Source organism: Limnobaculum xujianqingii (assembly GCF_013394855.1).
GTDB classification, from domain to species: Bacteria; Pseudomonadota; Gammaproteobacteria; order Enterobacterales; family Enterobacteriaceae; genus Limnobaculum; species Limnobaculum xujianqingii.
Genome location: NZ_JABMLK010000002.1, coordinates 980771 through 1006976, shown reverse-complemented (window position 1 = coordinate 1006976; position 26206 = coordinate 980771). Strand labels below are relative to the sequence as shown.

The window sequence follows — 26206 nt, the reverse complement described above, 5'->3', positions numbered from 1 at the left end:
AAACGGCTCTTTATTTAATTAGAAAATTAATTACCCACTGCAACATCAAAATAATAACCATTTCATTTTGAATTAGTTCTCACTGTAATTTAATTACCCTTTACTATTATATATTTTGACTCCCATCACAAAAAATGAATCATAATTATTTCTAATCAAATTATCCTGATTTGATTTCCATTCACAATAGCCTGTTTTAAATAGGCTAATTCCCATTCATATTAAAATTATATTGATAACTGAAAATTGAATATTGGTTTTAATTCTTCGCCCCCTTTAATAATACAGCGCCATCACTTTATTCCGGCATAACAACAATCAAATTCTATTCGGGATAACTTCCCAAAATACGCTTATTGGACAAAGGGAATAACATTAATGAAAAAAATATCTCTCCGGCATGGTTGCTCTTACCGCTGTTGCTGTCAGCCCTGCGACTCAGGCTGATTATCTCTGGGGTTTTGCTGACATCGGTATTCACTATCTTGACTGGACATCCCACACCACTCATCGAACCTCAAATAAATCCCATAAAGATGACTTTGCCTATCTGGAACTGGAAGGCGGTGCTGGTTTTACCTGGGGTGAAACCTACGGCTTTTTTGACTGGGAAAACCCTTTCAATGACCGACACGACAAACCGGGTAGCGAGCAGCGTTACACCTTTAAAAACACCAACCGCATCTATCTTGGAGATACTGGCCTTAACCTGTACGGTCATGTTTATGGCACTTACGGCTCACCAAACGGTAGAAACTTTCATGATGTTATGGCCCTTTACGGTTTAGGCTATAACCTTAAGCTGGACCAATTCTGGTTTAAACCTTTTATTGCTAAACGCTATACCGACCAAACCTATTACAGCGGCAATAACGGTTACGTATTTGGCTGGGTAGCCGGATATGACTTTAACCTGTGGAACGAAAAGTTCGCGCTGACCAATTGGACTGAGTATGAGTTTGACCGTGCAGCGCGCTACGCCGCCGGTAACGGGGGAAAAGAAGGTACTAACGGTGCCGTTGCTCTGTGGTGGAAACCGAACCCATCCATTACGGCCGGGGTTCAGTACCGCTATGCTGATAATAAGCTTGGGGAAAGCTTCCTGCAGGACGGCATTATCTATTCGGTTAAATATAATTTCTAATTGGTTTTTAGTTAATAAAAAGCCTGTGAGAGCTAAAATTCACAGGCTCATTCTCCAAAGATTAACCATCACTATTTATAATCCTCTATTCACATCGCATAATTCACTTTCCTTTCTAACAAAAAATTGCCGTTTAGCTAAAAAGCAGCACTTTATGTGGTGTCATTTCGCTTTTATTTTGAGATGCTTATAAACAGCTATAGTCACATCATAGAAAATAATAAGAACTTACTGATATCTAAGTAGAAAGGTCGTGATATGAAACAGTTAACTATTACTGATGGATGCTTCCGGTTAAGCGATACCAAAACCCTCACCCTGCCAGCACTTACTTTAACTGAAGGAGAAAGTTGGGGTTTTGTCGGATCTAACGGCAGTGGAAAATCGGCACTGGCCAGAGCCTTGTCTGATGAGCTCATCCTGCTTAACGGCTCCCGCCATAATAATTTTCAACATATTGTTCGTCTGTCATTTGAACAACTACAAAAAATTATTGAAGAAGAATGGCAGCGTAATAACACCGACCTGTTAAGTGAAGGGGAAGACGATACTGGTCGAACTACCGCTGAAATTATTCAGTCAGAACATCATGATGAAGACAAATGCCAGCAGCTGGCAGAGATGTTTGGTATTAGCCACCTGCTTACCCGCCGGTTTAAATATCTCTCTACCGGGGAAACCAGAAAAACATTACTGTGTCAGGCGCTCATATCCTCCCCCGATCTGTTAATTTTAGATGAACCTTTCGATGGATTAGATGTGGCCTCACGTCAGCAGTTAGCCAACCTACTGGCAGAACTGTCAACCAATGGGCTGACGCTGGTACTGGTTCTGAACCGATTTGATCAAATTCCCGACTTTATTACTCACGTTGGCGTACTGGCAGATTGTCATCTGACTCGCATAGGTTCCCGTCAGGAAATTCTGTCAGAAGCTCTGGTTGCCCAACTGGCTCAGAGCGAACGGATCGCGGGAGTTTCTCTGCCACCCCCGGAAACCATCACCGAACGAACTTTTGCTGCCAATACTCCCCTGATAACCTTGAATAACTGCCTGATTACCTATAATGACCGACCCATTATTAATGGCCTTAACTGGCAGGTTAAACCCAATCAACACTGGCAAATTGTTGGCCCTAACGGTGCAGGTAAATCTACCTTACTCAGTTTAATTACCGGCGATCATCCACAGGGATACAGTAATGATTTGACGCTGTTTGGCCGTCGTCGTGGCAGTGGTGAAACCATATGGGATATCAAAAAACATATTGGCTATGTCAGCAGTAGCCTGCATCAGGACTATCGGGTTAGCGCCAGCGTACGTAATGTCATTCTTTCTGGCTATCTGGATTCTATTGGTATCTATCAGGCAACTTCTGATACTCAGGAAAAACTCACTCAGCAATGGCTGGATATGTTAGGCCTCAGCCAGCAGGCAGATAGCCCTTTTCACTCGCTATCATGGGGACAACAACGCTTAACGCTGATTGCCAGAGCGCTGGTAAAACATCCCACTCTGTTGATTCTTGATGAACCGCTGCAAGGGCTCGATCCACTCAATCGCCAGTTGGTCAGACGCTGGATTGACGTATTGATGAGTGAAGGTAACAGCCAATTGCTGTTTGTTTCTCACCATGCAGAAGATGCGCCTGAGTGCATAACTCATCGTCTGAGCTTTATTCCTACCGGCAATAGCTATGCTTACGCCATAGAACATCTAACGGGTTGTGGTTCGTCGACTATGCTTAAAACTAGTGACTGAAAAAACATTATGTCCGCAAATAACTACAGGGAAACCTTATGTCCAGTGCTTTAATTATCATTGACCTTATTGAAGAGATTGTCGGTGAACACGGACGCTCTAACAGTAGTCATCAGCAAGTAAAAGAACGCCGTCTGGTTCCATTAACCAATCAGGCTGTGGCTTTCGCCCGTCGACACCATATCCCCGTTATTTGGGTGAAAGTTGGCTTTGCCGATGACTATCACGATATCCCGCCCTATTCGCCATTGTTCAATCTGGCGAAAAAAAATGGTGCTCTGCGCCTGAGCGATCCTGGTTGCCAATGGGTGAAAGACTTAGATGTGCAGCCAGAAGATGAAGTCGTGATTAAGAAAGCCGTTTCCGCCTTTGCTGGCAACAATCTTTATGACTGGCTAACCGGCCGGGGATATGACCATATCCTGTTAGGAGGTGTCAGTTCTCTGATGGCTATCCAGAGCACCGCCCGTCAGGCTCACGATTTGGGGTTTAAAGTCACAGTATTGGAAGATCTGTGTGCCGCCGCTTCCCCGGAACTCCATCAACAAAGTATGCAATCCCTGACACCATTAACTGAAATCACGACCAGCATGCAGTGGCAGGAACATAGCGTTTCATAATCAAGTTATTCCTGTTTTATCTTTTTGATTGCCCTGCGCTAACTACGCGGGGCATCTTTTATCATGGACATCTATATTATTTTCACCAAAAATGTAAACGCTTTCATTTTTTTATCCTGATCACCTTTTTCCCTATTTTTGTTGTGCTATCATTGCCTCAATTACTTTATATGCGGAGAGAATCTTGTGAATGTTCTGATTACAGGTGGTATCGGTTACATAGGCAGTCATACTTGCGTTCAACTAATTGAGGCCGGACATACCCCGGTGATTATCGATAACTTATGTAACAGTAAGGCCAGCGTACTTAAACGTATTGAACAGCTAACCGGCCATAAGCCTGCGTTCTACAATGGTGATGTTCGTGATGCTACTTTGCTGGATAAAATTTTTGCAGAACATCGCATTGACTCGGTCATCCATTTTGCCGCGCTAAAAGCGGTTGGAGAGTCCGTTAATAAGCCGCTGGAATACTATGACAATAACATTCATGGCTCCTTAACGTTAGTAGATGCCATGCGCCGGGCCGGCGTTAAGAACTTTATCTTTAGTTCATCCGCAACTGTTTATGGCGATCAGCCGGTTACCCCTTATGTGGAAACCATGCAAACCCGTCGCCCCTCCAGCCCTTATGGCAACAGCAAACTGATTATCGAGCAGTGTCTGGAAGATATACAAAAAGCACAACCGGACATGAGCGTAGCCTTGTTACGTTACTTTAATCCGGTTGGAGCACACTCTTCCGGCTTGATGGGAGAAGACCCACAAGGTATTCCTAATAATCTGATGCCATTTATTGCTCAGGTAGCCGTTGGTCGCCGTGAATCGCTCTCTATCTTTGGAAACGATTACCCAACGCCGGATGGCACCTGCGTACGTGATTATATTCACGTGGTTGACGTAGCTGATGGACACGTTGCCGCACTGAATAAAGTGACCAATCATCCTGGTACTTATATCTACAATCTGGGTGCTGGCTTTGGCTATAGCGTACTGGATGTAGTCAATGCCTTTAGTAAAGCCTGTGGCAAACCTGTTCCTTACCAGTTTGCTGCTCGTCGTGATGGCGATCTGGCTAGCTACTGGGCAGACTCAACCAAAGCAGCAAATGAATTAGGCTGGCAGGTAAAACTGAACCTGGACCAAATGTGTGCAGATACCTGGCGTTGGCAATCCATGAATCCTCAAGGGTATCCCGATGAGTAACACCAATTCTGTTGGTTTTAATCCGGTTGATCATCCACACCGTCGGTTTAATCCACTAACCGGACAGTGGATTTTAGTCTCTCCCCATCGGGCTAAACGCCCGTGGCAGGGGCAACAAGAATCAGTAGATCATACCCGTCAGCCAGCTCACGATCCTGACTGCTTTTTATGCGCAGGAAACACGCGGGTAACCGGAGACGTGAACCCCGATTACCACGGCACCTATGTATTCACTAACGACTTTGCCGCACTGATGCCGGATACCCCTGACGCGGAACAATCCAGCGATCCGCTTATGCGCTGCCAAAGTGCACGGGGAACCAGTCGGGTGATCTGCTTTTCTCCTGACCACAGTAAAAGCCTGCCGGAGTTATCCCTTCCCGCTTTAGAAGAAATTATTCGTACCTGGCAACAGCAGTTGGATGACTTAGGAAAAAGTTATCCCTGGGTACAAATTTTCGAGAATAAAGGCGCGGCAATGGGGTGTTCTAATCCCCATCCCCATGGGCAGATTTGGGCTAACAGTTTTCTGCCCAACGAGGCAGAACGGGAAGATCGTCTGCAGCGAGAATATTTTGAACAGCAACATTCCCCCATGTTACTGGACTATGCGAAGCGAGAAATGGCCGATGGTAGCCGCACGGTTGTAGAGACTGAATACTGGCTGGCAGTGGTTCCTTACTGGGCCGCCTGGCCTTTTGAAACCCTGCTATTACCTAAGGCTCAGGTTCGTCAGATGGGTGAACTAAGTGCTGAACAGAGTCAGGATTTAGCGCTGGCATTGAAAAAGCTCACCAGTCGTTACGATAACCTGTTTCAGTGCTCCTTTCCTTACTCTATGGGCTGGCATGGTGCGCCGTTTAACGGACAGGATAATCCACACTGGCAATTACATGCTCACTTCTACCCGCCGTTGCTGCGTTCAGCTACGGTGCGTAAATTTATGGTGGGTTATGAAATGATGGCAGAGTCACAGCGTGACCTTACCGCGGAGCAGGCAGCAGAACGCCTGAGAGCAGTTAGCGATGTGCATTACAATGAGTCAGGAGAGCCCAAATGAGTGATTTAAAGCAAAAAACCCAGGCTATTTTTCAACAACAGTTTGGTTATCTCCCTGATACCACTATTCAGGCACCGGGAAGGGTCAATCTGATCGGTGAGCACACCGATTATAACGACGGTTTTGTTCTGCCTTGTGCCATTGATTATCAAACGGTAATTAGTTGTGCTAAACGCGATGATAATTTAGTCCGGGTAGTTGCTGCTGATTATCACAATCAGCAGGATAGCTTTACTCTTGGTGAGGATATTGCTTCCCATCCTGAATATATGTGGGCTAACTATATCCGCGGAGTGATTCTGTTTCTGCAACAACGTGCACCAGGGTTTGGTGGTGCCGATCTGGTGATCGGTGGTAATGTACCGCAGGGGGCAGGTTTAAGCTCTTCTGCCTCATTGGAAGTAGCCGTTGGTAAAGCTTTTCAGGTGCTGTATCAATTACCGCTGGATGGCGTAGCGCTGGCGCTGAACGGCCAGCAGGCTGAGAATCAGTTTGTAGGTTGTAACTGTGGCATTATGGATCAGCTAATCTCTTCTCTGGGCAAAAAAGATCATGCCCTGCTGATTGATTGCCGTAGTCTGAAGACTAAAGCGGTCTCTATGCCTGATGACATGGCGGTGATTATCATCAACTCCAACGTAAAGCGTGGGCTGGTTGATAGTGAATACAATACCCGTCGCAAACAGTGTGAAGCAGCAGCCGACTTCTTTAATGTAACGGCATTGCGCGATGTAACGATTGAACAGTTGAATGCCGCTAAAGCCAATCTGGATCCGTTGGTATTTAAACGAGCCCGTCATGTCATCACTGAGAATGCCCGTACTCTGGCTGCTGCTGATGCTCTGGCCGCGGGTGACCTACCGAAACTGGGCCGCCTGATGGCTGAATCACATATTTCAATGCGTGATGATTTCGAAATTACTGTTCCTGCCATTGATACTCTGGTGGAGATTATTAAGCCAATTATTGGCAACCGCGGTGGTGTACGTATGACCGGCGGTGGTTTCGGTGGCTGTATTGTGGCGCTGGCCCCACAGACTTTAGTGGATGAAATCCGCCAGGCAGTACATCAACAATATCATCAGCAAACCGGTATGAAAGAAGTGTTCTATATTTGCCGGGCGTCCGAAGGAGCTGGAACATGTTAGAAACAACTGCGGCGCTGGCCCCAGATGGTCAGCCATTCCATATTGTTACCTTGACGAACCAATCGGGTTCTCAGGCTCAAATGATGGATTGGGGAGCGACCTGGCTCTCTTTTCGCCTGCCTATGGGCGATGGTTCAGTACGTGAATTACTTCTGGGTTGCAGTAAACCAGAAGATTACCTGCATCAAAGTGCCTATCTTGGCGCTACCGTAGGCCGTTACGCCAACCGGATTGCTAATTCAAGGTTGAGTCGTCAGGGTATTCAAACCACGCTGGTTGCTAATCAGGGAACTCATCAGTTGCACGGTGGAGCCAGCAGTTTTGATCAGCGCCGCTGGACGATTGAAAGCCAGAGTAACCAATCGGTAACGTTTAAGATCTATTCTGCCGATGGCGACAATGGCTATCCGGGTAACCTTACTGCAGAAGTTACCTATACTCTGACGGAAACCAATCGCATAGAGATTAGCTATCTGGCTACTGTCAACCGTGATTGCCCGGTCAATCTTACCAATCACGCCTATTTCAACCTGGACGGTAAAAATCAGGACAGTCGTCACCATCGACTGCAAATTAATGCTGACTACTTTTTACCCGTAAATAGTGAAGGCATTCCTGATGCAGATCTTACGCAGGTTAATGGCTTAAGTATGGATTTTCGTCAGCCTAAAACTCTGATGCAAGATTTCCTGACCGATGAATACCAGCAAAAAGTCAGCGGCTATGACCATGCTTACCTGTTATCTCCGGAATGTCATAGTGGGGAACATCCCGCTGCTTTATTGTGGTCGGCAGATAATAAAGTGAAGATGAGCGTATTCACCACTAAACCTGCACTTCAGCTGTATAGCGGTAACTTTTTGCAGGGCACACCGTCCCGTGATGGCAAAACTTATGACAGCTTTGCCGGTGTCGCTCTGGAAAGCGAATTTTTGCCAGACAGTCCTAATCATCCTGAATGGCCACAGCCTGACTGTTGGCTCGCACCAAAGCAAACCTACCGCTCTTCAACTGTCTATCAATTTGATTTGGCTTAACTATCACTATGGTTAGCCTCTAAGCAAAAAGCCCGATATCACTGATGATTTCGGGCTTTTTGCTGTTCTGATTTGCCTCGTTATGGATAACTTCATCTATCATTAAGTCATACCCTTCTATTTGAATTTATTTTAATAAGAGTATAGTGATAATCATTATCATTTAGTAAATATATGGAAAGGAGATAACGATGGCTGTAACAAAACTAGTTCTCGTCAGACACGGTGAAAGTGAGTGGAATAAAGAGAACCGTTTTACCGGTTGGACTGACGTAGAACTTTCCGATAAAGGCAGAGCTGAAGCCGCCCAGGCCGGTGAGCTGTTAAAAGCGGAAGGTTTTGCCTTTGATTTTGCTTATACCTCTGTGTTGAAAAGAGCAATTCATACGCTGTGGAGCATTTTAGATAAGATGGAAGCCCAGTGGCTGCCTGTTGAGAAATCCTGGAAGCTGAATGAGCGTCACTATGGTGCTCTGCAAGGGCTGAATAAAGCGGAAACCGCACAAAAGTATGGTGACGAACAGGTTAAGCTTTGGCGTCGTGGTTTTGCCATTACGCCTCCGGAGCTAACCAAAGAGGATGAACGATATCCTGGCCACGACCCGCGTTATGCCAAACTAAAACCAGCCGAATTGCCGGTCACTGAAAGTCTGGCTACCACCATTGAGCGAGTGATCCCTTACTGGAGTGACGTTATCAAACCGCGTATTGCCAGTGGCGAGCGTGTGATTATTGCTGCTCACGGTAATTCTATCCGTGCTCTGGTGAAATATCTGGATAATATGACTGAGGATGAAATTCTGGAACTCAATATTCCAACCGGCGTACCTTTGGTATATGAGTTTGATGAGAATATGAATCCGATTAAGCACTACTATCTTGGTGATGCAGATGAGATTGCAGCGAAGGCTGCGGCGGTGGCTAATCAGGGTAAGGCGAAGTAGTTATTATCACATTAGTTTATCATGCTAAGTAGGAGTTATCGCTCTCCTGCCGTATCGTTAATAAACTAATTTACTTCAATTTCAGCGGATATTCCGGCCGCAAAAACAAAGTACTTATATTACCTTTTTGCTCGGCCGGAAAACCATTGTACTTAAGTTCATAGTGCGTCGGGCCTAGGCTGCCTACGGGCACTTCGTTGGCTTACGCCAAGTCGACCCCCACGGCACCCTCTCCCAACGATTGACACTAATACGATAAAAGTAGGAGAACTAATGTTCTCCTACTGAAACAAAATTAACCTACGTGATATTACTTACCGCGACGGGCCTGAACCGCGTACGCCAGATTTTGCAGTAGAAGTTCGGTATCATCCCAGCCGATACAGGCATCGGTAACACTCTGACCATAGATTAATGGTTCGCCGCTTTCCAGGTTTTGAACACCTTCCACCAAATGGCTTTCAACCATCACCCCGGTAATTGCACTATCACCACCGGCAACTTGCTGGCACACGCTCTCGCACACTTCCATCTGTTTTTTATACTGTTTACAGCTGTTAGCATGGCTGAAGTCGATCATGACGTTGAGCGGTAACTTCGCTTTATTCAGGCTCTCTTTAACGTTCTTCACGTCTTCAGGGCTGTAATTTGGCGCTTTACCACCACGCAGGATGATATGGCAATCATGATTACCACGGGTATTCACAATAGCCGAATGACCATATTTGGTCACGGACAGAAAACAGTGTGGCGCACCGGCAGCATTGATGGCGTCAATCGCCACTTTAATTGTGCCGTCGGTTCCATTCTTAAAACCAACCGGACAGGATAGACCCGATGCCAATTCACGATGAACCTGTGACTCAGTAGTACGTGCACCAATAGCTCCCCAGCTCATCAAATCCGCCAGATACTGTGGTGTGATCATATCAAGAAACTCACCGGCGGTTGGCAGGCCACTATCATTTATATCCAGCAATAGCTTACGTGCAATACGTAAACCATCATTAATCTGGTAGCTGTTATCCAAATTAGGATCGTTAATTAATCCTTTCCAACCCACAGTAGTACGCGGTTTTTCAAAATAAACTCGCATAACAATTTCCAGGTCTTTATCTAAACGCTTACGCACTTCTGCCAGACGACGGGAATATTCAAGGGCTGCATCAATATCATGAATAGAGCAAGGTCCAATCACCACCAGCAGGCGATCGTCTTCACCCGCCAGAATATTATGGATCGCCTCGCGGGAAGCAGCGACAGTTAAAGCAGCCTTCTCCGTAGCAGGAAACTTCTCCAGTAACGCAACCGGAGGTAACAGCTCATTAATCTCTTTTATTCTTATATCATCATTTTGGTAGTTCATTTTTACCCATCCGGTGTCTAATCAAACAACAATATTACAGCCTACAACAATCCCCTGCCTTCAAACAACCGGATAAACAGACATTATTTATTAAAGATAATTACATGGTAAAAGTCAGCAATAGTGTGGTTTTGTATAGTCAAAGATGAGCCTTATAAACTAAAGCACCATAAAAAGCCGTTCTTTTAGTGGCAATGTGTTTGAAAAACTGAAAATTGCATTCTGAAATTACGTTCCATAGCTGCAAAAACAAACGGTTTAACCTGTAATCTGGCTCACAATCTCTTATTAGCCAGATTTCCCACACAAAAAACCTGTGTTATTATGCGCCCCGTAAATACCTTTTAAATTCAATTAGAGGCTTGATGCTGGAGAATGTAATCATCAGATAATCAGACACCCGCGACCTTACGTCGGGCTGATTATCAATGCGCTAAAACAGGATGCGAACACTTTGTGTTTTGCAGGTTTGCCCATGATGATTAACAGGTTTTTCCAGTATGAATATTTCTCGTCAAGAACAACGTACCCTTCACGTTCTCGCTAAAGGTGGACGTATCACTTATATTCGCGACATTTCTGGTCGTGTCACTTCCGTTGAATGTTATTCCCGTGAGGGATATTTACTCAGCGACTGCTCTCTGGATACTTTCGGTAAACTGAAACGTAAAAAGCTGATCAAATCAGTTAACAGTCAGCCTTACCGCATTACCATGGCTGGGTTACGAGCGGTTCGCCCTCAGTTAGATAACCAATAGTCAAATATTGGTGCCTTGACCATTGGAGGTGCAGCTCAAACTGCACCTCTACTTCTTGTAATTAATAAATCAGTTTGCTGTTTATTCAACACATACCAGCTGACAGCCTTCTATTCCATTTCTGAGCGTTTTAAAGAATGTAAGAGATACAATTCATCTCTTCAGGACAACAAACACTGACAGAGCCATTCAGTTCGCAGAAGGCTTATACAAGTTAGGTATTGGCAAGGTTAACAAATAAAAATATTGCAGGGATAATGCTTCCCACGATTTTCAGACATAAAAAAAGCGCCTTAGGCGCCTGTTCAATAATGGTGGGTCGTGCAGGATTACTCGGCCTGTGGCCTCGCCCTTCGGGCCGTTGCCGTTGGCAACGTTGTCTCACTACGTTCGACTCGAACCCTGGGTTCTTCATCCCCACGATTTTCAGACATAAAAAAAAGCGCCATAAGCGCCTGTTCAATAATGGTGGGTCGTGCAGGATTCGAACCTGCGACCAATTGATTAAAAGTCAACTGCTCTACCGACTGAGCTAACGACCCATTATTGATATCTGATAGTGATAACAACGAAATAAATCAAGATGAAATGGCTTAGATGGTGGGTCGTGCAGGATTCGAACCTGCGACCAATTGATTAAAAGTCAACTGCTCTACCGACTGAGCTAACGACCCTAAGCTTTACTATCTTTACTAATTTGCTATCTGTTACATGCGGATGCTGTATCCAGTTATCCCCTGCAACGGCGGCTTATATTAATCACTTCTGGAATTTGTGCAACAAAAATTTTCCCTTTCGGCATCTAACTGCCTGATCTTTACCCATCTGACCTCATAAAATAGCCAATCTGATAAAAATACAGGCAGATTATAATAACCAAAAGCTTACAGAGCGCTTAAACGTTTCTCTGCTTGTTTAGCGCTGGCGCTGTTCGCATACAGGGAAATAATACGCTGATACACCGCTTTAGCTTTATCCTTCTCCCCTTTTTCCTGCATGATAATGCCGACTTTCAGCATTGATTCAGAAGCTTTAGGTGATTTAGGATAATTTTTTACTACGGTAGCAAAATAGTATGACGCATCATCTTTTTTGCCTTTGTTGTAATTCAGTTGTCCAAGCCAGTAATTAGCATTCGGTTGATAACTGGAATTGGGATACTGTTTTACAAAACTCTGGAAAGCAGTGATAGCATCATCATACTGCTTCTTCTCCAGAGCCAGGGTTACAGCATTATCGTAATCCTGTTTTTCATTGCCACTACTGGCCGCCGCGGCACCGGTTGAAGTGCTTGCTGTTGCGCCTGCGGTCGCAGCCGTACTGGCTGATGACGTATTGGCAGTACTTGCCGCAGATGAAGCGCCTTTACTGCCCAGTTCATCTATCTGCTGCAAAATAATCTTTTGTCGTTCGACAATTTGTTCTAATTGATACTGATTGGTTTGGATCTGGCCACGCAGACTATCAATATCTCTCTGCGAATCGGACAATTGCTGCTGCAATTGAGTCAGCAACTGCCCATGTGCGTTAGATATACGCTCCAACTGAGTGAGGCGCTCATCATCTGACGCAGCAATAGCAGCCCCAGGGGCTGCTATGCCAACCAGTAACGACAGACCTAATAAACGATATCTGAAATTACGGTTCATGAGTTTCTCTTAGTAAACAAGTACTGCGCGACGGTTTTTAGCATAAGCAGCTTCGTCATGACCTAACACTGCAGGTTTCTCTTTACCATAAGAGACGATAGCCATTTGCTCACCAGATACGCCTTTACCCTGAAGATACATCTTCACCGCATTAGCACGACGTTCGCCCAGTGCGATGTTGTATTCCGGAGTACCACGCTCATCCGCATGACCTTCGATAGTCACTTTGTAAGACGGGTTTGAACGCAGGAATGCTGCATGAGCATCCAGCATTTGAGCGAAATCAGAACGCACATCGTAGCTGTCATAATCGAAGTAAACGATGTTGTTGCTTTGCAGTTGTTGCAGAGTCAGACGCGCTTGCTCATCCAGAGATGAACTGTTGCCACCCATACCGTAACCGCCATTAGCACCCATACCTGACTGGCTACCATCAGTGTCAGAACCACTGCTGCTACATGCAGCCAGAGCCATAACAGGTAACGCAAACATCAGTCCCTTCAGCACTTTATTCAGTTGCATTTTTCTCGATCCTTTAATAAATAAGATTGCCATACATTTTTAACAACATGCATCACAGATACGGCGACCAGGCAGGGAATTTAACCTGACCTTCAGTTGCCGGAAGACGCGCTTTAAAACGCCCATCGGTCGAAACTAAACGTAACACGCTACCCGGCCCTTCAGTGGCACTATAGATAATCATGGTTCCGTTAGGTGCGATACTCGGCGTTTCATCCAGGAAGGTTTCGGTCAATACTTGCACCGCTCCTGTGTCCAGATCTAATTTAGCGATGTGCTGTTGACCATTCGCGGAGCTCACCATAGTCATAAACTTACCGTCTGGTGATACATCCGTGTCTTGATTTTGAGCACCTTCCCAGGAAACGCGAACCGGCGCACCGCCGTTAATATTCACTTTATAAATTTGTGGACGTCCACCCTGGTCAGAAGTGTACGCCAGAGTTTGGTTATCCGGATACCAGGATGGCTCAGTGTCGTTACTACGACTGCGAGTCACCTGAGTAATTTGGCCTGAAGCTAAGTTCATCACATATAAGTTCAAACTGCCATCTTTTGATAATGCAAAAGCCAGTTTAGAACCATCAGGTGAGAATGCCGGAGCACCGTTGTGACGAGGGAAAGCAGCAACGCGCTTAATTGCACCGTTGGATAATGTCTGAACCACTAATTCAGAACGACCACTTTCGAAAGTTACATAAGCAATTTTGCTACCGTCCGGAGACCAGGCCGGAGACATCAGCGGCTCTGGTGAACGGTGAACAACGGATTGGTTAAAACCATCGTAGTCTGACACACGCAGCTCATGAGGGAATTGACCACCCGCTTTACGCACTACATAAGCAATACGAGTACGGAATGCGCCTTTAATACCGGTTAATTTTTCAAAGGTTTCATCGCTGGCAGTATGAGCCGCAAAGCGTAACCATTGTTTAGTGATCTTATATTGGTTTTGCGATAAAACCGTTGGGCTGGCCGTTGAAGTATCAACCAATTGATAAGAGACCAGATAACCGCCATCAGCACTTGGCTGAATTTGTCCAACCACTACCGCATCGATACCTAAAGCAGACCATGCTGCCGGAGTTACTTCAGAAACGGTGGTGGGTGATTGAGGGTTACGTTCAGCCGCCAATGGATTAAATTTGCCGCTGTTTCTTAAATCAGAAGCAATAATATCAGCGATATTTTCTGGCGCTGCGCCAGTACCAGTCCACTTAAATGGAACCACACCAATTGGTCTGGCTGAATCCACGCCTTGAGTAATAACAATTCTGACTTCAGCGTGTAGCACAGATGCCCACAAAATCAGCAAACCCATGGCTAGTCGAAATGCATGCTTCATGTTCTCTCCCTTATCCCGGTCTGACGACCTTGATAAATTGCTCGTTTGTAACAAAGTGACAACGTTTAAACCGTTCAAATATTGGCTATAACCAATCAGAAATCAAGTCTAAAACGTAATTTCTCTTTATCTATCTTCCAGTTACTGTGGTTTAAAATCGATTGGTGCGTTTTTAAACTTTTCATACACAGCAGTTGATGGTGGTTTCGGTATTTTCGCTTGCCTTGCTGCAACTAATGCAACCTGACAAAGCGCCGGATCCCCACCTTCTGCCTGAACACTAAACAAGGTTCCATCTGGTGCTAACTTGATTCGCAGCGTACAGGTTTTGCCTCTGTACAGTTGCGCATCATAAAAATTTCGCATGATCGCAGATTGAATCTGCGACATATAGGCATCAACTTCCGGACCGGTGGCTCCTGCTTTAGTCCCCCCCCCGGAAGCGCCATTGGCTGATGGTGCATTTTTATCGGAAGCCAGTCCACCAAAGATATCATCAACCTCTGCGGCAGCTTTTTTAGCGTCCGCTGCGGCCTTTTTAGCATCGGCCGCTTTTTTCGCATCATCAGCGGCTTTTTGCTTAGCTTCATCAGCAGCTTTTTGTTTGGCATCTTCGGCTGCTTTCTGTTTGGCTAATGCCTCTGTCTGTTTTTTAGCGTCATCCGCGGCTTTTTTCGCATCAGCTTCCGCTTTCTTTCTTGCTTCTGCGGCGGCAGCCGTAGCTTTTTGCTGAGCTTCTGCTTCTGCTTTAGCTTGAGCTGCCTGAGCCTCGGCTTGCTTCTGTACTTCCTGAGCTTTTTTCGCTGCCTGCTCAGCCTGTTGCTGTTGATCTGCCTGCTTCTTTGCTGCTTCCTGAGCAGCCAGACGATCTTTTTCCAACTGCTTCAGGCGTTGCTGCTCTGCGGCCTGCTGTTGACGTTGCTCTTCAGCCTGACGATCAACTTCCTGCTGTCTGAGCTTCTCTGCCCGCTTGGCATCTGATTTTTGTTGCTGCTGGCGTTCGTACTGTTGCGCCATCGCATTAGGATCGACCATCACAGCGTCAATAACTGAGCCACCACCGCCCCCGCCGGTCAGGATATCTTTTTGCATAAACGCGCCGATCGCCAATAAGCCAATCACCAGGATATGCAAAATTATCGAAACCATTACGGAACGGTTTAATTTATCTTCGTGCTCTGTTGCCTTTACCACTCGCTGCTTCCAAAAAACAAATGAACTGACAAGACCGCTAGCTTAACTAAGCCAGACTCACCATTATATCGGTTGAGTCATCAACCCAACAGAGGTTACACCTGCACGATGAAGCATATTTAACGCTTTAATAACTTCATCATAGGGAACTTCTTTAGCGCCACCGATTAAAAATACTGTTTTTGGATCTTCCTTTAACCGTGCCTGTGCTTCCGCGATCACCTGTTGTTCAGGGATTTGCTCAATACGTTCTTTATCAACCACTAATGCATATTGCCCCACTCCAGATACTTCGACAATAACAGGCGGTTTATTATCCGTAGAGACTGCTTTAGAGTCGGATGCATCTGGTAAATCGACCTCTACACTTTGGGTAATAATTGGTGCGGTTGCCATAAAAATCAACAACAGCACTAACAATACGTCTAGCAGCGGAACAATGTTTATTTCCGCCGTTTTACCCGTGCTACTGCGCCGAGATGTACGTTTATACGCCACGCTAGCCCCCTTACTTATTTAGTCTCTGTAGAGAATGCCTGACGATGGAGAATTGTGGTGAACTCTTCCATAAAGTTGTCATAATTCTGCTCGAGCTTAAATACACGTAAGCTAAGGCGGTTATGTGCCATTACGGCAGGGATTGCGGCAAACAAACCAATCGCAGTCGCGATCAATGCTTCGGCAATACCCGGAGCAACCATCTGCAGGGTAGCCTGCTTTACTGCGCCCAGTGCGATAAAAGAGTGCATAATGCCCCATACGGTACCAAACAGACCGATATATGGGCTGATAGACCCTACCACACCAAGAAATGGAATATGGTTTTCCAGATTTTCAAGCTCACGATTCAGAGAAAGGCGCATTGCTCTGGTTGCCCCTTCAATAGCTGCTTCCGGCGCGTGATTGTTAGCGCGGTGCAGGCGAGCAAATTCTTTAAAACCAGAATAGAAAATTTGTTCAGAACCACCCAACTCATCGCGACGGGTGTTGCTTTCCTGATACAAACGAGACAAATCAATACCAGACCAGAATTTATCCTCAAAAGCTTCCGCTTCGCGTCTCGCCGTACTTAAAATACGGGTGCGTTGGATAATAATGGCCCAGGATGCAATTGAAAATCCAACCAGGATCAGCATTACAAATTTTACGAGTAAACTAGCCTCAAGGAACAGGCTCATGATATTCATGTCAGTCACTTCTTTAACTCCGCGACAATAGACCTGGGAAGCTTCATTGGCTTCATCAAGTGTGAATCAACACATGCTACTAACACATCTGCCTGGCTTAATAATTTACCATGTTGGTCAAAGATGCGTTGTGCAAACGTAAGGGATGCGCCGCCAATAGCCACGACTTCAGTTTCAATCTCCAGCATGTCATCAAGACGAGCAGGAAAAATATACTCAACGGCCATACGACGAACAGCGAAAGCGACATGCTCACTCAGCAATTGTTGCTGATTATAATTGTATTGGCGCAGCATCTCAGTGCGCGCTCTTTCATAAAAGGCCACATAACGGGCGTGATAAACTACACCGCCTGCGTCAGTGTCTTCAAAATAGACCCGAACGGGCCATTTGAACAGCAAGTTACTCACAAATATATCCAGTCTGACTCTATAACTAACCGACTGATACTATACGCAAGAGCAAACCTCTTGGGAATGGGAAGCTGCTGATGAGAGCAAAATAATTCTCAGTTAGAAAAACTGACCATTATTTTTGCTATGTGGAAATGAGCTTATGACAAAAAGTAAGCCAAACCTGCGATCAAGATCGCAATTGCAGGAAGCGGTGTGAAAACAGCTTTCCAGCGAATTCTCCGGGGGCGGAACCCTACCCCGTGGATAATCCCGGTGCATATGGCCCACATGATCAGAAAACTTTGCCATATCTCAATAGAACTGGTCTTCGCTGCAAACCGGGCAGGATCCCAGAAAACACAAAAAGCCAGTGAAAACGCTAAGATTAAAGAAAGGGCCCGAAACGGGCCCTTGTCCATAATAGCGTACAGTTTATTAAACACAGTACCCATTATTTATTCGTCTTTGTTTCCGTTGTTAGTTTCATACCATACTGCACCGATGATACCACATGCACAGGCAAGCAACGTACCGAGACTCCAGGCAAAATACCACATTGTTTTGCTCCTTATGTTGATATCAATACAGTGAAGCGTGGTTGTCTTCGATATGTTTCTTATCGAGACGACCGAACATTTTCACGTAACTCCAAATCGTATAAATCAACACGATTGGAACAAAAATCAGCGCAACAAAGGTCATTACTGTCAGAGTCAGGTGACTTGAAGTCGCATCCCACATAGTCAGACTAACGCTTGGGTTAATATTTGACGGCATGATGAATGGGAACATGGTGATCCCCGCCGTAAAGATAACACAAGCAATGGTCAATGATGAGAACAGGAATGCCATACCACTGCTGTTACAACGAGAGCTGATGATGGTCAGTAACGGTAACACCACACCTAACGCAGGCACAGCCCACAGAATTGGATAGTTGTTATAGTTAATCAGCCATGCACCCGCCTGAACGGCAACTTGCTTGTTCAGTGGATCAGAAGGAGCGGTATAATCCAGTGCCGAGGTTACTACATAACCATCGATACCATAAACCACCCAGGCACCTGCTGCTGCAAAAGCAATCAGTACCACTAAAGCACCAATTTGCGTTGCGGCACAAGCGCGTAAACGCAGCTCTGCAGTAGTCTTCATCTGTAACCATGCAGCACCCTGAGTCACTAACATCATCAGGCTAACCACGCCAGCAACCAGTGCAAACGGATTCAGCAGTTGGAAGAAATTACCGGTGTAAGTTAAACGGGACATGCTGTCGATGTTGAATGGTACGCCCTGTAACAGGTTACCAAAGGCCACACCGAACACCAGTGCCGGGACGAAGCTACCAAAGAAGATGCCGCCATCCCACAGGTTACGCCAACGTTGATCTTCAACTTTACCGCGATAGTCGAAACCAACCGGACGGAAGAATAACGCCGCCAGAACCAGAATCATCGCAATATAGAAACCGGAGAACGCAGCAGCGTAAGCTTGTGGCCATGCAGCAAACAGCGCACCACCAGCGGTGATCAGCCATACCTGGTTACCATCCCAGTGAGGAGCAATACTGTTAATCATAATACGACGTTCAGTATTGGTCTTACCGATAATAGGAACAAGGATACCGACGCCCATATCAAAACCATCGGTAATGGCGAAACCTACCAGTAACACGCCAACCAACAGCCACCAGATAAATCGTAATGTATCGTAATCTAACATGTCTGGACTCCTGTTTACCGTGTTTCTTGCGCTAATGCGGCACTGCTTTGTTCAAAATGGTAACGTCCTGTTTTCAGGCTACTTGGGCCCAGACGCGCATATTTAAACATTAAGTACATTTCCGCAATGAGGAACAGTGTGTACAGTCCGCAAATCAGGATGATTGAGAACCACAAGTCACCCGTAGTCAGGTGTGATGTTGCCGCCGCAATTGGCAGAACATCAGCAATCGCCCATGGTTGACGACCATACTCAGCAACGAACCAGCCGGCTTCACAAGCAATCCACGGTAATGGAATACCGTACAGTGCTAAACGAAGCAACCATGGTTTCTCACCGATGCGGTTACGTGCAACCTGGTATACCGCGATGCCGATAATCAGCAGCATCAGGAATCCACAGGCAACCATGATACGGAATGAGAAGTAAAGCGGAGCCACTTCTGGAATAGTGCTGGCAGCAGCGGCTTTAATTTCAGCCTCTGTTGCGTTGTTGATATCTTTAGCTTGCGTTTGCAGCAGGATACCGTATCCCAAATCTTTTTTAGTCTGGTCAAAGGCTGCACGTACTGCCGGGTCTTTATCCCCTGCACGCATTTTTTCCAGCATTTGATAAGCAGTAACGCCGTTACGAATACGTAACTCGTTTTCTGTCATCAGATCTTTCAGACCGGTGATTTGTTGATCTAAAGAACGCGTCGCGATAATCCCTAAAGCATAGGGGATTTCGAGAGCATAGTGGTTCTTCATCTCTTTTTGATCCGGAAGGCTAATGATGTTGAATGCTGCCGGAGCAGGCTGTGTTTCCCATTCAGCTTCAATAGCAGCCAGCTTCACGCGCTGTACATCACCTAACTCATAACCAGATTCATCTCCTAACAGGATAACTGACAGGGTTGAAGCCAGGCCAAAACAGGCAGCGATAGCAAATGAACGCTTGGCAAATGGCAGGTCGCGTTTTTTCAGTAAGTAGAATGCGCTAATGCCAAGAATAAACATCGAACCGGTTACATAACCAGCAGAGACGGTATGAACGAATTTAACCTGCGCAACAGGGTTTAATACCAGCTCCGAGAAGCTAAGCATTTCCATACGCATGGTTTCAAAGTTAAATTCTGATGCAACTGGATTCTGCATCCAGCCGTTTGCCACAAGAATCCACAGTGCAGAAAGGTTAGAACCTAAAGCAACAAACCAGGTTACTGCTAAATGTTGAACCTTACTTAAACGATCCCAACCGAAGAAGAACAAACCGACTAACGTTGATTCCAGGAAGAACGCCATCAGACCTTCAATCGCCAGAGGCGCACCGAAGATATCCCCTACATAATGAGAATAGTAAGACCAGTTTGTACCAAACTGGAACTCCATGGTTAAACCCGTGGCCACACCCAGAGCAAAGTTAATACCGAATAACTTGCCCCAGAATCTGGTCATATCTTTATATATTTGCTTACCTGTCAGCACATATACCGATTCCATGACTGCCAACAAAAACGCCATACCTAGCGTCAGTGGGACAAACAGGAAGTGGTACATTGCCGTCAGGGCAAACTGTAATCGTGATAGTTCGACGATATCAAACATCTTGACTCCTTGCTCCTCAGGAAGACAAACAATAACAACCCAAACTGCTGCTGTACCTGTTGTCTTACACCCATTACTCACCAGAGGTGAATGCCTTAAAAAATCAATTTACATCAATCTGTAAGCAATATTTGTTTCATCAACTATTCTAATAGTCATACAGCGTTTAACTATCCATCCACGCTGTGCCCTGTTGAACATAAACACCTATTAACTTATACAACCCAATAACACACGTTAAATACTACGCTTCTAATCCCTTACAATAAATAGGTATTTCACAATAAAATCAGAATTGTGAACTCAAATCAAAATCGGTATGTAACACACATGCATAAAAATTGATGTAGAACAATTTTCGCTAATTACACCATAGATTTAATATTTTTCAATTCCATTTAATTACTATTTTGGCGATTTATACTAAATAAAAAGATTAATTCACTACAATAAATTAACATAAAAACACAATCTTAAACATTAAAGCAACATTTAATGCTTTTCATTAAAAATTGATGTTCAAATTAATAAGCGACCCTATTGGATAGAAATTAAAATACCAATAGAAAAAGAATAGTAGAATGCGAGGAAACTGCTGTAATCCTACCCTGTAATAGCAAGATAGCAGCAGTAAAATGGATATCGTGATTTTACATCCTGTAATAGTGAAATAAAAAACTATTCAGATGATATTATTTCATAAACTTCTTTCAGAATATCATCTGGCTTAATTGATGATAAATCTGCCCCCTCTTCAGCAATCAATACCTTATGCAAAGCTAAATCCTGCAATGGCCTGGTACCCGCAGCATGTTTCATACCCCGAAACATAACAACAGTTGGCGTCTTAACCGCAATAGCTATGTGTAAAGGACCCGTATCACCAACAATCAGGCATTGAAGAGAAGCTATCTTTTCAACCAGTTGCTTCAAATTTGTTTTTCCGGCTGAATTTATTACTCGTTCACTAAAGGGAAGTAATAGTTGTATTAGCTGATTATTGCGTTCAATCTCCCCCGCCCCACCGAGAAGTTCGATATCAATATCAGGAAACTTATTCAGAATTTGTGTGGCAACAATAGCAAATGACTCAATCGGCCAGCATCGCTCTGCTGAAGAGGCACCTGGATGAATTCCGACAGTTTTTCTATTTTTTTCTCAGGAATATATTCAACGGGGATCATCATTTCTACTGAAGGAAAGCTGATTCCAATACTCTCCAGTAACTCCGCTTTTTTATGGATAAGATGCACATCATTAAACCGTTTATGGCCTGGCACTGATAAAAAAGAATTGAGATAAAAGGTTGGTCGTCCTAAATAATCGTTGTAATAAACGTCTTTAACAATAATTTCTGAATTTGCCAGCGTTGCTGACACAATGTCATAAGGCGCTCTGGAGTGCAGTAGAAACACCGCATCAAGATGACGGAGTCTTAATGCTTTAACTAATTTCAGTAACCCATTCAGTTTACCATCCCAATAGAGGACATCTCTGAACATATCACTGCCTTCAACCAGTAAAGCATTTCGTTGGTGAACAACCATTGTGATATTGGCGTCAGGATATCTTTTTCGAATAGCTGCAATTGCTGGCGTATTGAGAAGAAAATCCCCTAATGCTGTAGTTGAAAAAATAGCAATATTCTTTAGATCAGAGATATCTGAAGGTTGTTGATATTTTTTAACCCGAAAGCCAGTTAGCCGATAAGCGGTAATAAAAAGAGCGGCCAACTTCTGCTTTAATAACTTACTCATAACAATCCTTATCATGGACTCTGATAAAAGTTGCAACCTAATATGTCGCCTACAAAAAATGAGCTTTACGTCTCAAATTATGAACACTTACATACAAATATTATTATAAACAATTATATAACTTCAAAAGATTATTATAATAAATAATATAATTTGAGTAATCCTTATTGATTTTTATAGTAAAACTAACATGGGTACCCCAAAAATAGTAAATCAGAGACAATAAAAAAGCCGCATAAGCGGCTTTTTTACAAACGGTCATGAAGTGATTTTTATTATCAATTCACTTCAGCGGAGATCTTTTTTGCTGCATGAGCTCCCAGCGAAGCTTTGACTGCTTCACCGATGTCCGCCAGACTACGTACAGTACGTACGCCTGCCGCTTCCAGTGCAGCAAACTTCTCATCAGCAGTACCTTTACCACCAGCGATAATGGCACCCGCATGCCCCATGCGTTTACCTTTAGGAGCCGTGACGCCGGCAATATAGCCAATGACCGGTTTGGTAACATGGTGCTTAATGTAATGAGCCGCTTCTTCTTCGGCAGAACCACCAATCTCACCAATCATTACAATGGCTTCAGTTTGTGGATCTTGTTCAAACAGCTTCAGGATATCAATAAAGTTAGAGCCTGGAATTGGATCGCCACCAATGCCTACGCAGCTTGACTGACCAAATCCGGCATCAGTAGTTTGCTTCACCGCTTCATAGGTCAATGTACCTGAACGGGATACGATACCCACATTACCTGGTTTATGAATATGGCCTGGCATAATACCAATCTTACAGGCTCCCGGTGTAATCACACCCGGACAGTTAGGGCCAATCATACGCACGCCTAACTGATCGACTTTTACTTTTACCGTCAGCATATCCAGCACCGGAATACCTTCGGTAATACAGATGATTAGCTTAATACCTGCTTCAGCGGCTTCAAGGATAGAGTCTTTACAGAATGGTGCCGGTACATAGATTACTGATGCAGTAGCGCCTGTGGCTTCAACTGCTTCGCGAACGGTATTAAATACCGGTAACCCTAAATGCGTGGTGCCGCCCTTACCCGGGGTCACGCCGCCAACCAACTTAGTACCATATTCCAGTGCCTGTTCAGAATGGAATGTACCCTGACTGCCGGTAAAACCCTGACAAATGACTTTAGTATCTTTATCTATCAGAATGGACATTATCGAACCTCCCCGGCTGCTACACTGACCACACGCTGAGCCGCATCGGTCAGGCTGGCTGCACCAATAATATTCAGGCCACTGGCACTGAGTTTTTTAACACCCAGTTCAGCGTTATTACCTTCCAGACGAACAACTACCGGTACGTTAACACCAACGTCTTCAACAGCGCTGATAATACCGTCAGCAATCAGGTCACAACGAACAATGCCGCCAAAGATATTAACGAATACCGCTTTTACTTTTTCGTCTGACAAAATGATCTTAAATGCTTCGCTAACGCGTTCTTTGGTTGCGCCACCGCCCACATCAAGGAAGTTAGCCGGTTCGCCACCGTGAAGCTTAACGATATCCATGGTACCCATCGCCAGACCAGCACCATTGACCATACAACCAATATTACCGTCCAGAGCAACGTAGTTTAACTCCCACTCCGCTGCATGCGCTTCACGCTCATCTTCCTGGCTTGGATCGCGCATATCACGCAGTTCTTGCTGGCGATATAGCGCATTGCTATCCACATCCAGTTTGCCATCCAGACAGATTAGCTCGCCGGAACCGGTAACCACCAGTGGGTTAATCTCCACCAGAGACAGATCGCATTGCAGGAACAGATTGCCTAAACCAACAAAGATATTAGTAAATTGATTAACCTGTTTACCGGTTAAACCCAGTTTAAACGCCAGCTCTCTGCCCTGATAAGGCATCGGGCCAGTTAATGGATCTAAAACCATTTTGTGAATCAGATGTGGTGTCTCTTCCGCAACTTTCTCGATTTCAACGCCACCTTCCGTTGAAGCCATGAAAACTACGCGACGAGAGCTGCGATCAATAACCGCACCTAAATAAAGCTCGCGATCGATATCAGTAGCCGTTTCAACCAGAATCTGGTTCACCGGTAAGCCTGCTGCATCAGTCTGATAAGTTGCCAGACGCTGGCCTAACCAACGATCGGCAAATTCACGAACTTCTTCTTTCGTTTTAGCCAGCTTTACACCACCGGATTTACCGCGACCACCGGTATGTACCTGACACTTAACTACCCAAGGACCCTGACCGATCTTTTCTGCTGCTTCGACCGTTTCCTGTGCCGTACTACAGGCATAGCCTGTTGGTACCGGTAAGCGATACCGAGCAAAAAGCTGTTTTGCCTGATACTCATGTAGGTTCATGATGTTCTATCCATTATTGTAGGGATTAAAGAACTGCGCCTCTCGACACTAAAGATACCGCTTGCTGAGCGAATACTCAGTTCGAAAACACACTCATTCTGATATGTACTCTCATTACACTTCAGAGAATAGGTACCTATCGTCCTTAACTTAATGTAGCTATGTAGCCACAAATCCCGTGGCTACATATGTGTCGACTTAACGCTTAAACCGGTATAAGACCTAAACGTCTAACAGTAAACGAGTAGGATCTTCCAGCATATCTTTGATTGCCACCAGGAAACTCACCGACTCACGACCATCAATCAGACGGTGATCATAAGAGAGCGCTAAATACATCATGGGTAAAATCACAACCTGACCATTAACCGCCATTGGGCGATCTTTGATAGCGTGCATACCTAAAATAGCACTCTGAGGTGGGTTAATAATTGGTGTAGACATTAATGACCCAAAAACGCCGCCGTTAGTAATAGTGAAATTACCTCCGGTTAAGTCTTCTACGGTCAACTTACCATCACGGCCTTTAACCGCGAGATCCTTAATACTTTTCTCAATATCAGCCATGCTGAGCGAATCAACATCACGCAGTACCGGAGTTACCAGACCACGCGGTGTTGATACCGCAATACTGACGTCGAAGTAGTTGTGATACACCACATCTTCACCGTCAATAGAGGCGTTAACTTCAGGGAAACGCTTCAGTGCTTCAACTACCGCTTTCAGATAGAAGGACATAAAACCTAAACGTACGCCGTGACGTTTTTCAAAATCATCACCGTACTGCTTACGCAGATCCATGATCGGTTTCATGTTCACTTCGTTGAAAGTAGTCAACATCGCGGTATTGTTTTTCGCTTCCAGCAGACGTTCTGCGATACGCTTACGTAAGCGAGTCATTGGTACGCGTTTTTCGCTACGATGCGATAAAGCACTGCTGTCAGCTTTTTTAGCTTCTGCACTGGCTGCAGGTTTAGCTGCACCGGTTTTCTGTTGAGCAATGTGCTGAGTAACGTCTTCACGGCTGATACGACCACCAACACCCGAACCTTTAATGGTGTTAGCATCCAAACCATGTTCAGCAATCAGACGGCGAACTGCCGGGCTCAGGGCATCGTTACTACCCTCTTCCAGACTGGCAGTCTGGCGTTGAGCCGGTGTCGTTTCTGTCACTTGAGGCGTACCGGTAACTTGTTGACCAGTAATATCGCCCGGACGTAAACGTCCCAGCAGCTGGCGAGAGGTTACGGTTGCACCCTCTTCTTCTACGATGGCATCAAGCACACCGGATTCCAGAGCAGGAACTTCCAGTACCACTTTATCTGTTTCAATCTCAACCAGTACTTCATCACGCTCAACGCTGTCGCCTGGTTTTTTGTGCCACGTCGCAACAGTAGCATCCGCAACGGATTCAGGAAGGTCTGGAACGAGAATGTCTATGTTACTCATTTT

The 26206-nt window shown here is 45.1% G+C and carries 25 protein-coding genes, 2 tRNA genes, 1 other RNA gene and 1 pseudogene; 9 read left to right on the top strand and 20 right to left on the bottom strand.

The window, feature by feature from the left end; genetic code table 11:
• Positions 1-382 precede the first annotated feature (382 nt).
• The 8 genes and pseudogenes from GOL65_RS18630 to gpmA form a co-directional block, all read left to right on the top strand.
• Positions 383-1144, top strand: a pseudogene (locus tag GOL65_RS18630) (nucleoside-specific channel-forming Tsx family protein); the annotation flags it as partial.
• Between the two features lie 258 nt (positions 1145-1402).
• Complete coding sequence (gene modF, locus GOL65_RS18625) at positions 1403-2905, top strand: molybdate ABC transporter ATP-binding protein ModF (RefSeq protein WP_140918020.1); 1503 nt, start codon at positions 1403-1405, stop codon at positions 2903-2905.
• A gap of 38 nt (positions 2906-2943) precedes the next feature.
• Positions 2944-3525, top strand: a complete 582-nt coding sequence (locus tag GOL65_RS18620; protein ID WP_140918021.1) for a cysteine hydrolase family protein — start codon at positions 2944-2946, stop codon at positions 3523-3525.
• Between the two features lie 186 nt (positions 3526-3711).
• Positions 3712-4731 (top strand): UDP-glucose 4-epimerase GalE, encoded by a 1020-nt coding sequence (gene galE, locus GOL65_RS18615; RefSeq protein WP_140918022.1) that lies wholly within the window; start codon positions 3712-3714, stop codon positions 4729-4731.
• Positions 4724-5791, top strand: a complete 1068-nt coding sequence (gene galT, locus GOL65_RS18610) for a galactose-1-phosphate uridylyltransferase (protein ID WP_140918023.1) — start codon at positions 4724-4726, stop codon at positions 5789-5791. The genes galE and galT overlap by 8 nt, the downstream gene beginning before the upstream one ends.
• Positions 5788-6939, top strand: coding sequence for a galactokinase (galK, locus tag GOL65_RS18605; protein ID WP_140918024.1), 1152 nt, complete (start codon positions 5788-5790; stop codon positions 6937-6939). Before galT ends, galK begins: the two co-directional genes overlap by 4 nt.
• Positions 6933-7976 carry a galactose-1-epimerase gene (gene galM / locus GOL65_RS18600; RefSeq protein ID WP_140918025.1) on the top strand — a complete coding sequence of 348 codons (1044 nt, stop codon included), beginning with the start codon at positions 6933-6935 and terminating at the stop codon, positions 7974-7976. The genes galK and galM overlap by 7 nt, the downstream gene beginning before the upstream one ends.
• A gap of 191 nt (positions 7977-8167) precedes the next feature.
• Positions 8168-8920: a 2,3-diphosphoglycerate-dependent phosphoglycerate mutase gene (gene gpmA, locus GOL65_RS18595; protein ID WP_140918026.1), complete on the top strand. Its 753-nt coding sequence runs from the start codon at positions 8168-8170 to the stop codon at positions 8918-8920.
• A gap of 310 nt (positions 8921-9230) precedes the next feature.
• On the opposite strand, the gene aroG is transcribed toward gpmA, so the two are convergent.
• A complete protein-coding gene (aroG, locus tag GOL65_RS18590; protein ID WP_140918027.1) occupies positions 9231-10286 on the bottom strand; it encodes a 3-deoxy-7-phosphoheptulonate synthase AroG in 1056 nt (351 codons plus the stop codon).
• A 500-nt stretch (positions 10287-10786) separates the two neighbouring features.
• On the opposite strand from aroG, the gene GOL65_RS18585 reads away from it, so the two are divergent.
• Positions 10787-11044 carry a YjhX family toxin gene (locus GOL65_RS18585; protein WP_140918028.1) on the top strand — a complete coding sequence of 86 codons (258 nt, stop codon included), beginning with the start codon at positions 10787-10789 and terminating at the stop codon, positions 11042-11044.
• 312 nt (positions 11045-11356) lie between these two features.
• On the opposite strand, the gene GOL65_RS18580 is transcribed toward GOL65_RS18585, so the two are convergent.
• From GOL65_RS18580 to odhB, 19 genes are all read right to left on the bottom strand, one after another.
• Positions 11357-11479, bottom strand: a non-coding RNA gene (locus tag GOL65_RS18580) — RtT sRNA.
• A 31-nt stretch (positions 11480-11510) separates the two neighbouring features.
• Positions 11511-11586, bottom strand: a tRNA-Lys gene (locus GOL65_RS18575).
• Positions 11587-11642: 56 nt separating this feature from the next.
• Positions 11643-11718, bottom strand: a tRNA-Lys gene (locus tag GOL65_RS18570).
• Between the two features lie 210 nt (positions 11719-11928).
• Complete coding sequence (gene cpoB / locus GOL65_RS18565) at positions 11929-12693, bottom strand: cell division protein CpoB (RefSeq protein ID WP_140918029.1); 765 nt, start codon at positions 12691-12693, stop codon at positions 11929-11931.
• Between the two features lie 9 nt (positions 12694-12702).
• A complete protein-coding gene (pal, locus tag GOL65_RS18560) occupies positions 12703-13215 on the bottom strand; it encodes a peptidoglycan-associated lipoprotein Pal (protein ID WP_130591761.1) in 513 nt (170 codons plus the stop codon).
• A gap of 52 nt (positions 13216-13267) precedes the next feature.
• A complete protein-coding gene (gene tolB, locus GOL65_RS18555) occupies positions 13268-14560 on the bottom strand; it encodes a Tol-Pal system beta propeller repeat protein TolB (protein WP_140918030.1) in 1293 nt (430 codons plus the stop codon).
• A gap of 141 nt (positions 14561-14701) precedes the next feature.
• On the bottom strand, positions 14702-15754 hold the full coding sequence (gene tolA / locus GOL65_RS18550) for a cell envelope integrity protein TolA (protein WP_140918031.1): 1053 nt from the start codon (positions 15752-15754) through the stop codon (positions 14702-14704).
• Positions 15755-15817: 63 nt separating this feature from the next.
• The gene (gene tolR / locus GOL65_RS18545) at positions 15818-16252 is read right to left on the bottom strand and encodes a colicin uptake protein TolR (RefSeq protein ID WP_140918032.1); all 435 of its coding nucleotides are present in this window, start codon (positions 16250-16252) and stop codon (positions 15818-15820) included.
• A gap of 14 nt (positions 16253-16266) precedes the next feature.
• Positions 16267-16950 carry a Tol-Pal system protein TolQ gene (gene tolQ / locus GOL65_RS18540; RefSeq protein ID WP_130591765.1) on the bottom strand — a complete coding sequence of 228 codons (684 nt, stop codon included), beginning with the start codon at positions 16948-16950 and terminating at the stop codon, positions 16267-16269.
• Entirely contained in the window at positions 16947-17351 is a 405-nt protein-coding gene (gene ybgC, locus GOL65_RS18535) for a tol-pal system-associated acyl-CoA thioesterase (RefSeq protein ID WP_140918033.1), read from the bottom strand. Before ybgC ends, tolQ begins: the two co-directional genes overlap by 4 nt.
• A 143-nt stretch (positions 17352-17494) precedes the next feature.
• Positions 17495-17788: a cyd operon protein YbgE gene (gene ybgE, locus GOL65_RS18530; RefSeq protein ID WP_140918034.1), complete on the bottom strand. Its 294-nt coding sequence runs from the start codon at positions 17786-17788 to the stop codon at positions 17495-17497.
• 3 nt (positions 17789-17791) lie between these two features.
• The gene (gene cydX, locus GOL65_RS18525; protein WP_130591768.1) at positions 17792-17893 is read right to left on the bottom strand and encodes a cytochrome bd-I oxidase subunit CydX; all 102 of its coding nucleotides are present in this window, start codon (positions 17891-17893) and stop codon (positions 17792-17794) included.
• Positions 17894-17915: 22 nt separating this feature from the next.
• Positions 17916-19055 (bottom strand): cytochrome d ubiquinol oxidase subunit II, encoded by a 1140-nt coding sequence (gene cydB, locus GOL65_RS18520; protein WP_140918035.1) that lies wholly within the window; start codon positions 19053-19055, stop codon positions 17916-17918.
• A 14-nt stretch (positions 19056-19069) separates the two neighbouring features.
• Positions 19070-20641 carry a cytochrome ubiquinol oxidase subunit I gene (cydA, locus tag GOL65_RS18515; RefSeq protein ID WP_140918036.1) on the bottom strand — a complete coding sequence of 524 codons (1572 nt, stop codon included), beginning with the start codon at positions 20639-20641 and terminating at the stop codon, positions 19070-19072.
• 678 nt (positions 20642-21319) lie between these two features.
• Positions 21320-21736 (bottom strand): glycosyltransferase family 9 protein, encoded by a 417-nt coding sequence (locus tag GOL65_RS18510; protein ID WP_235893717.1) that lies wholly within the window; start codon positions 21734-21736, stop codon positions 21320-21322.
• Positions 21700-22398 carry a glycosyltransferase family 9 protein gene (locus GOL65_RS18505; protein WP_140918038.1) on the bottom strand — a complete coding sequence of 233 codons (699 nt, stop codon included), beginning with the start codon at positions 22396-22398 and terminating at the stop codon, positions 21700-21702. The genes GOL65_RS18510 and GOL65_RS18505 overlap by 37 nt, the downstream gene beginning before the upstream one ends.
• Positions 22399-22676: 278 nt before the next feature.
• Complete coding sequence (gene sucD, locus GOL65_RS18500; RefSeq protein WP_130591772.1) at positions 22677-23582, bottom strand: succinate--CoA ligase subunit alpha; 906 nt, start codon at positions 23580-23582, stop codon at positions 22677-22679.
• Positions 23582-24754, bottom strand: coding sequence for an ADP-forming succinate--CoA ligase subunit beta (gene sucC / locus GOL65_RS18495; protein ID WP_130591773.1), 1173 nt, complete (start codon positions 24752-24754; stop codon positions 23582-23584). The genes sucD and sucC overlap by 1 nt, the downstream gene beginning before the upstream one ends.
• Before the next feature lie 222 nt (positions 24755-24976).
• Entirely contained in the window at positions 24977-26203 is a 1227-nt protein-coding gene (odhB, locus tag GOL65_RS18490; RefSeq protein WP_140918039.1) for a 2-oxoglutarate dehydrogenase complex dihydrolipoyllysine-residue succinyltransferase, read from the bottom strand.
• Between the last annotated feature and the right edge of the window lie 3 nt (positions 26204-26206).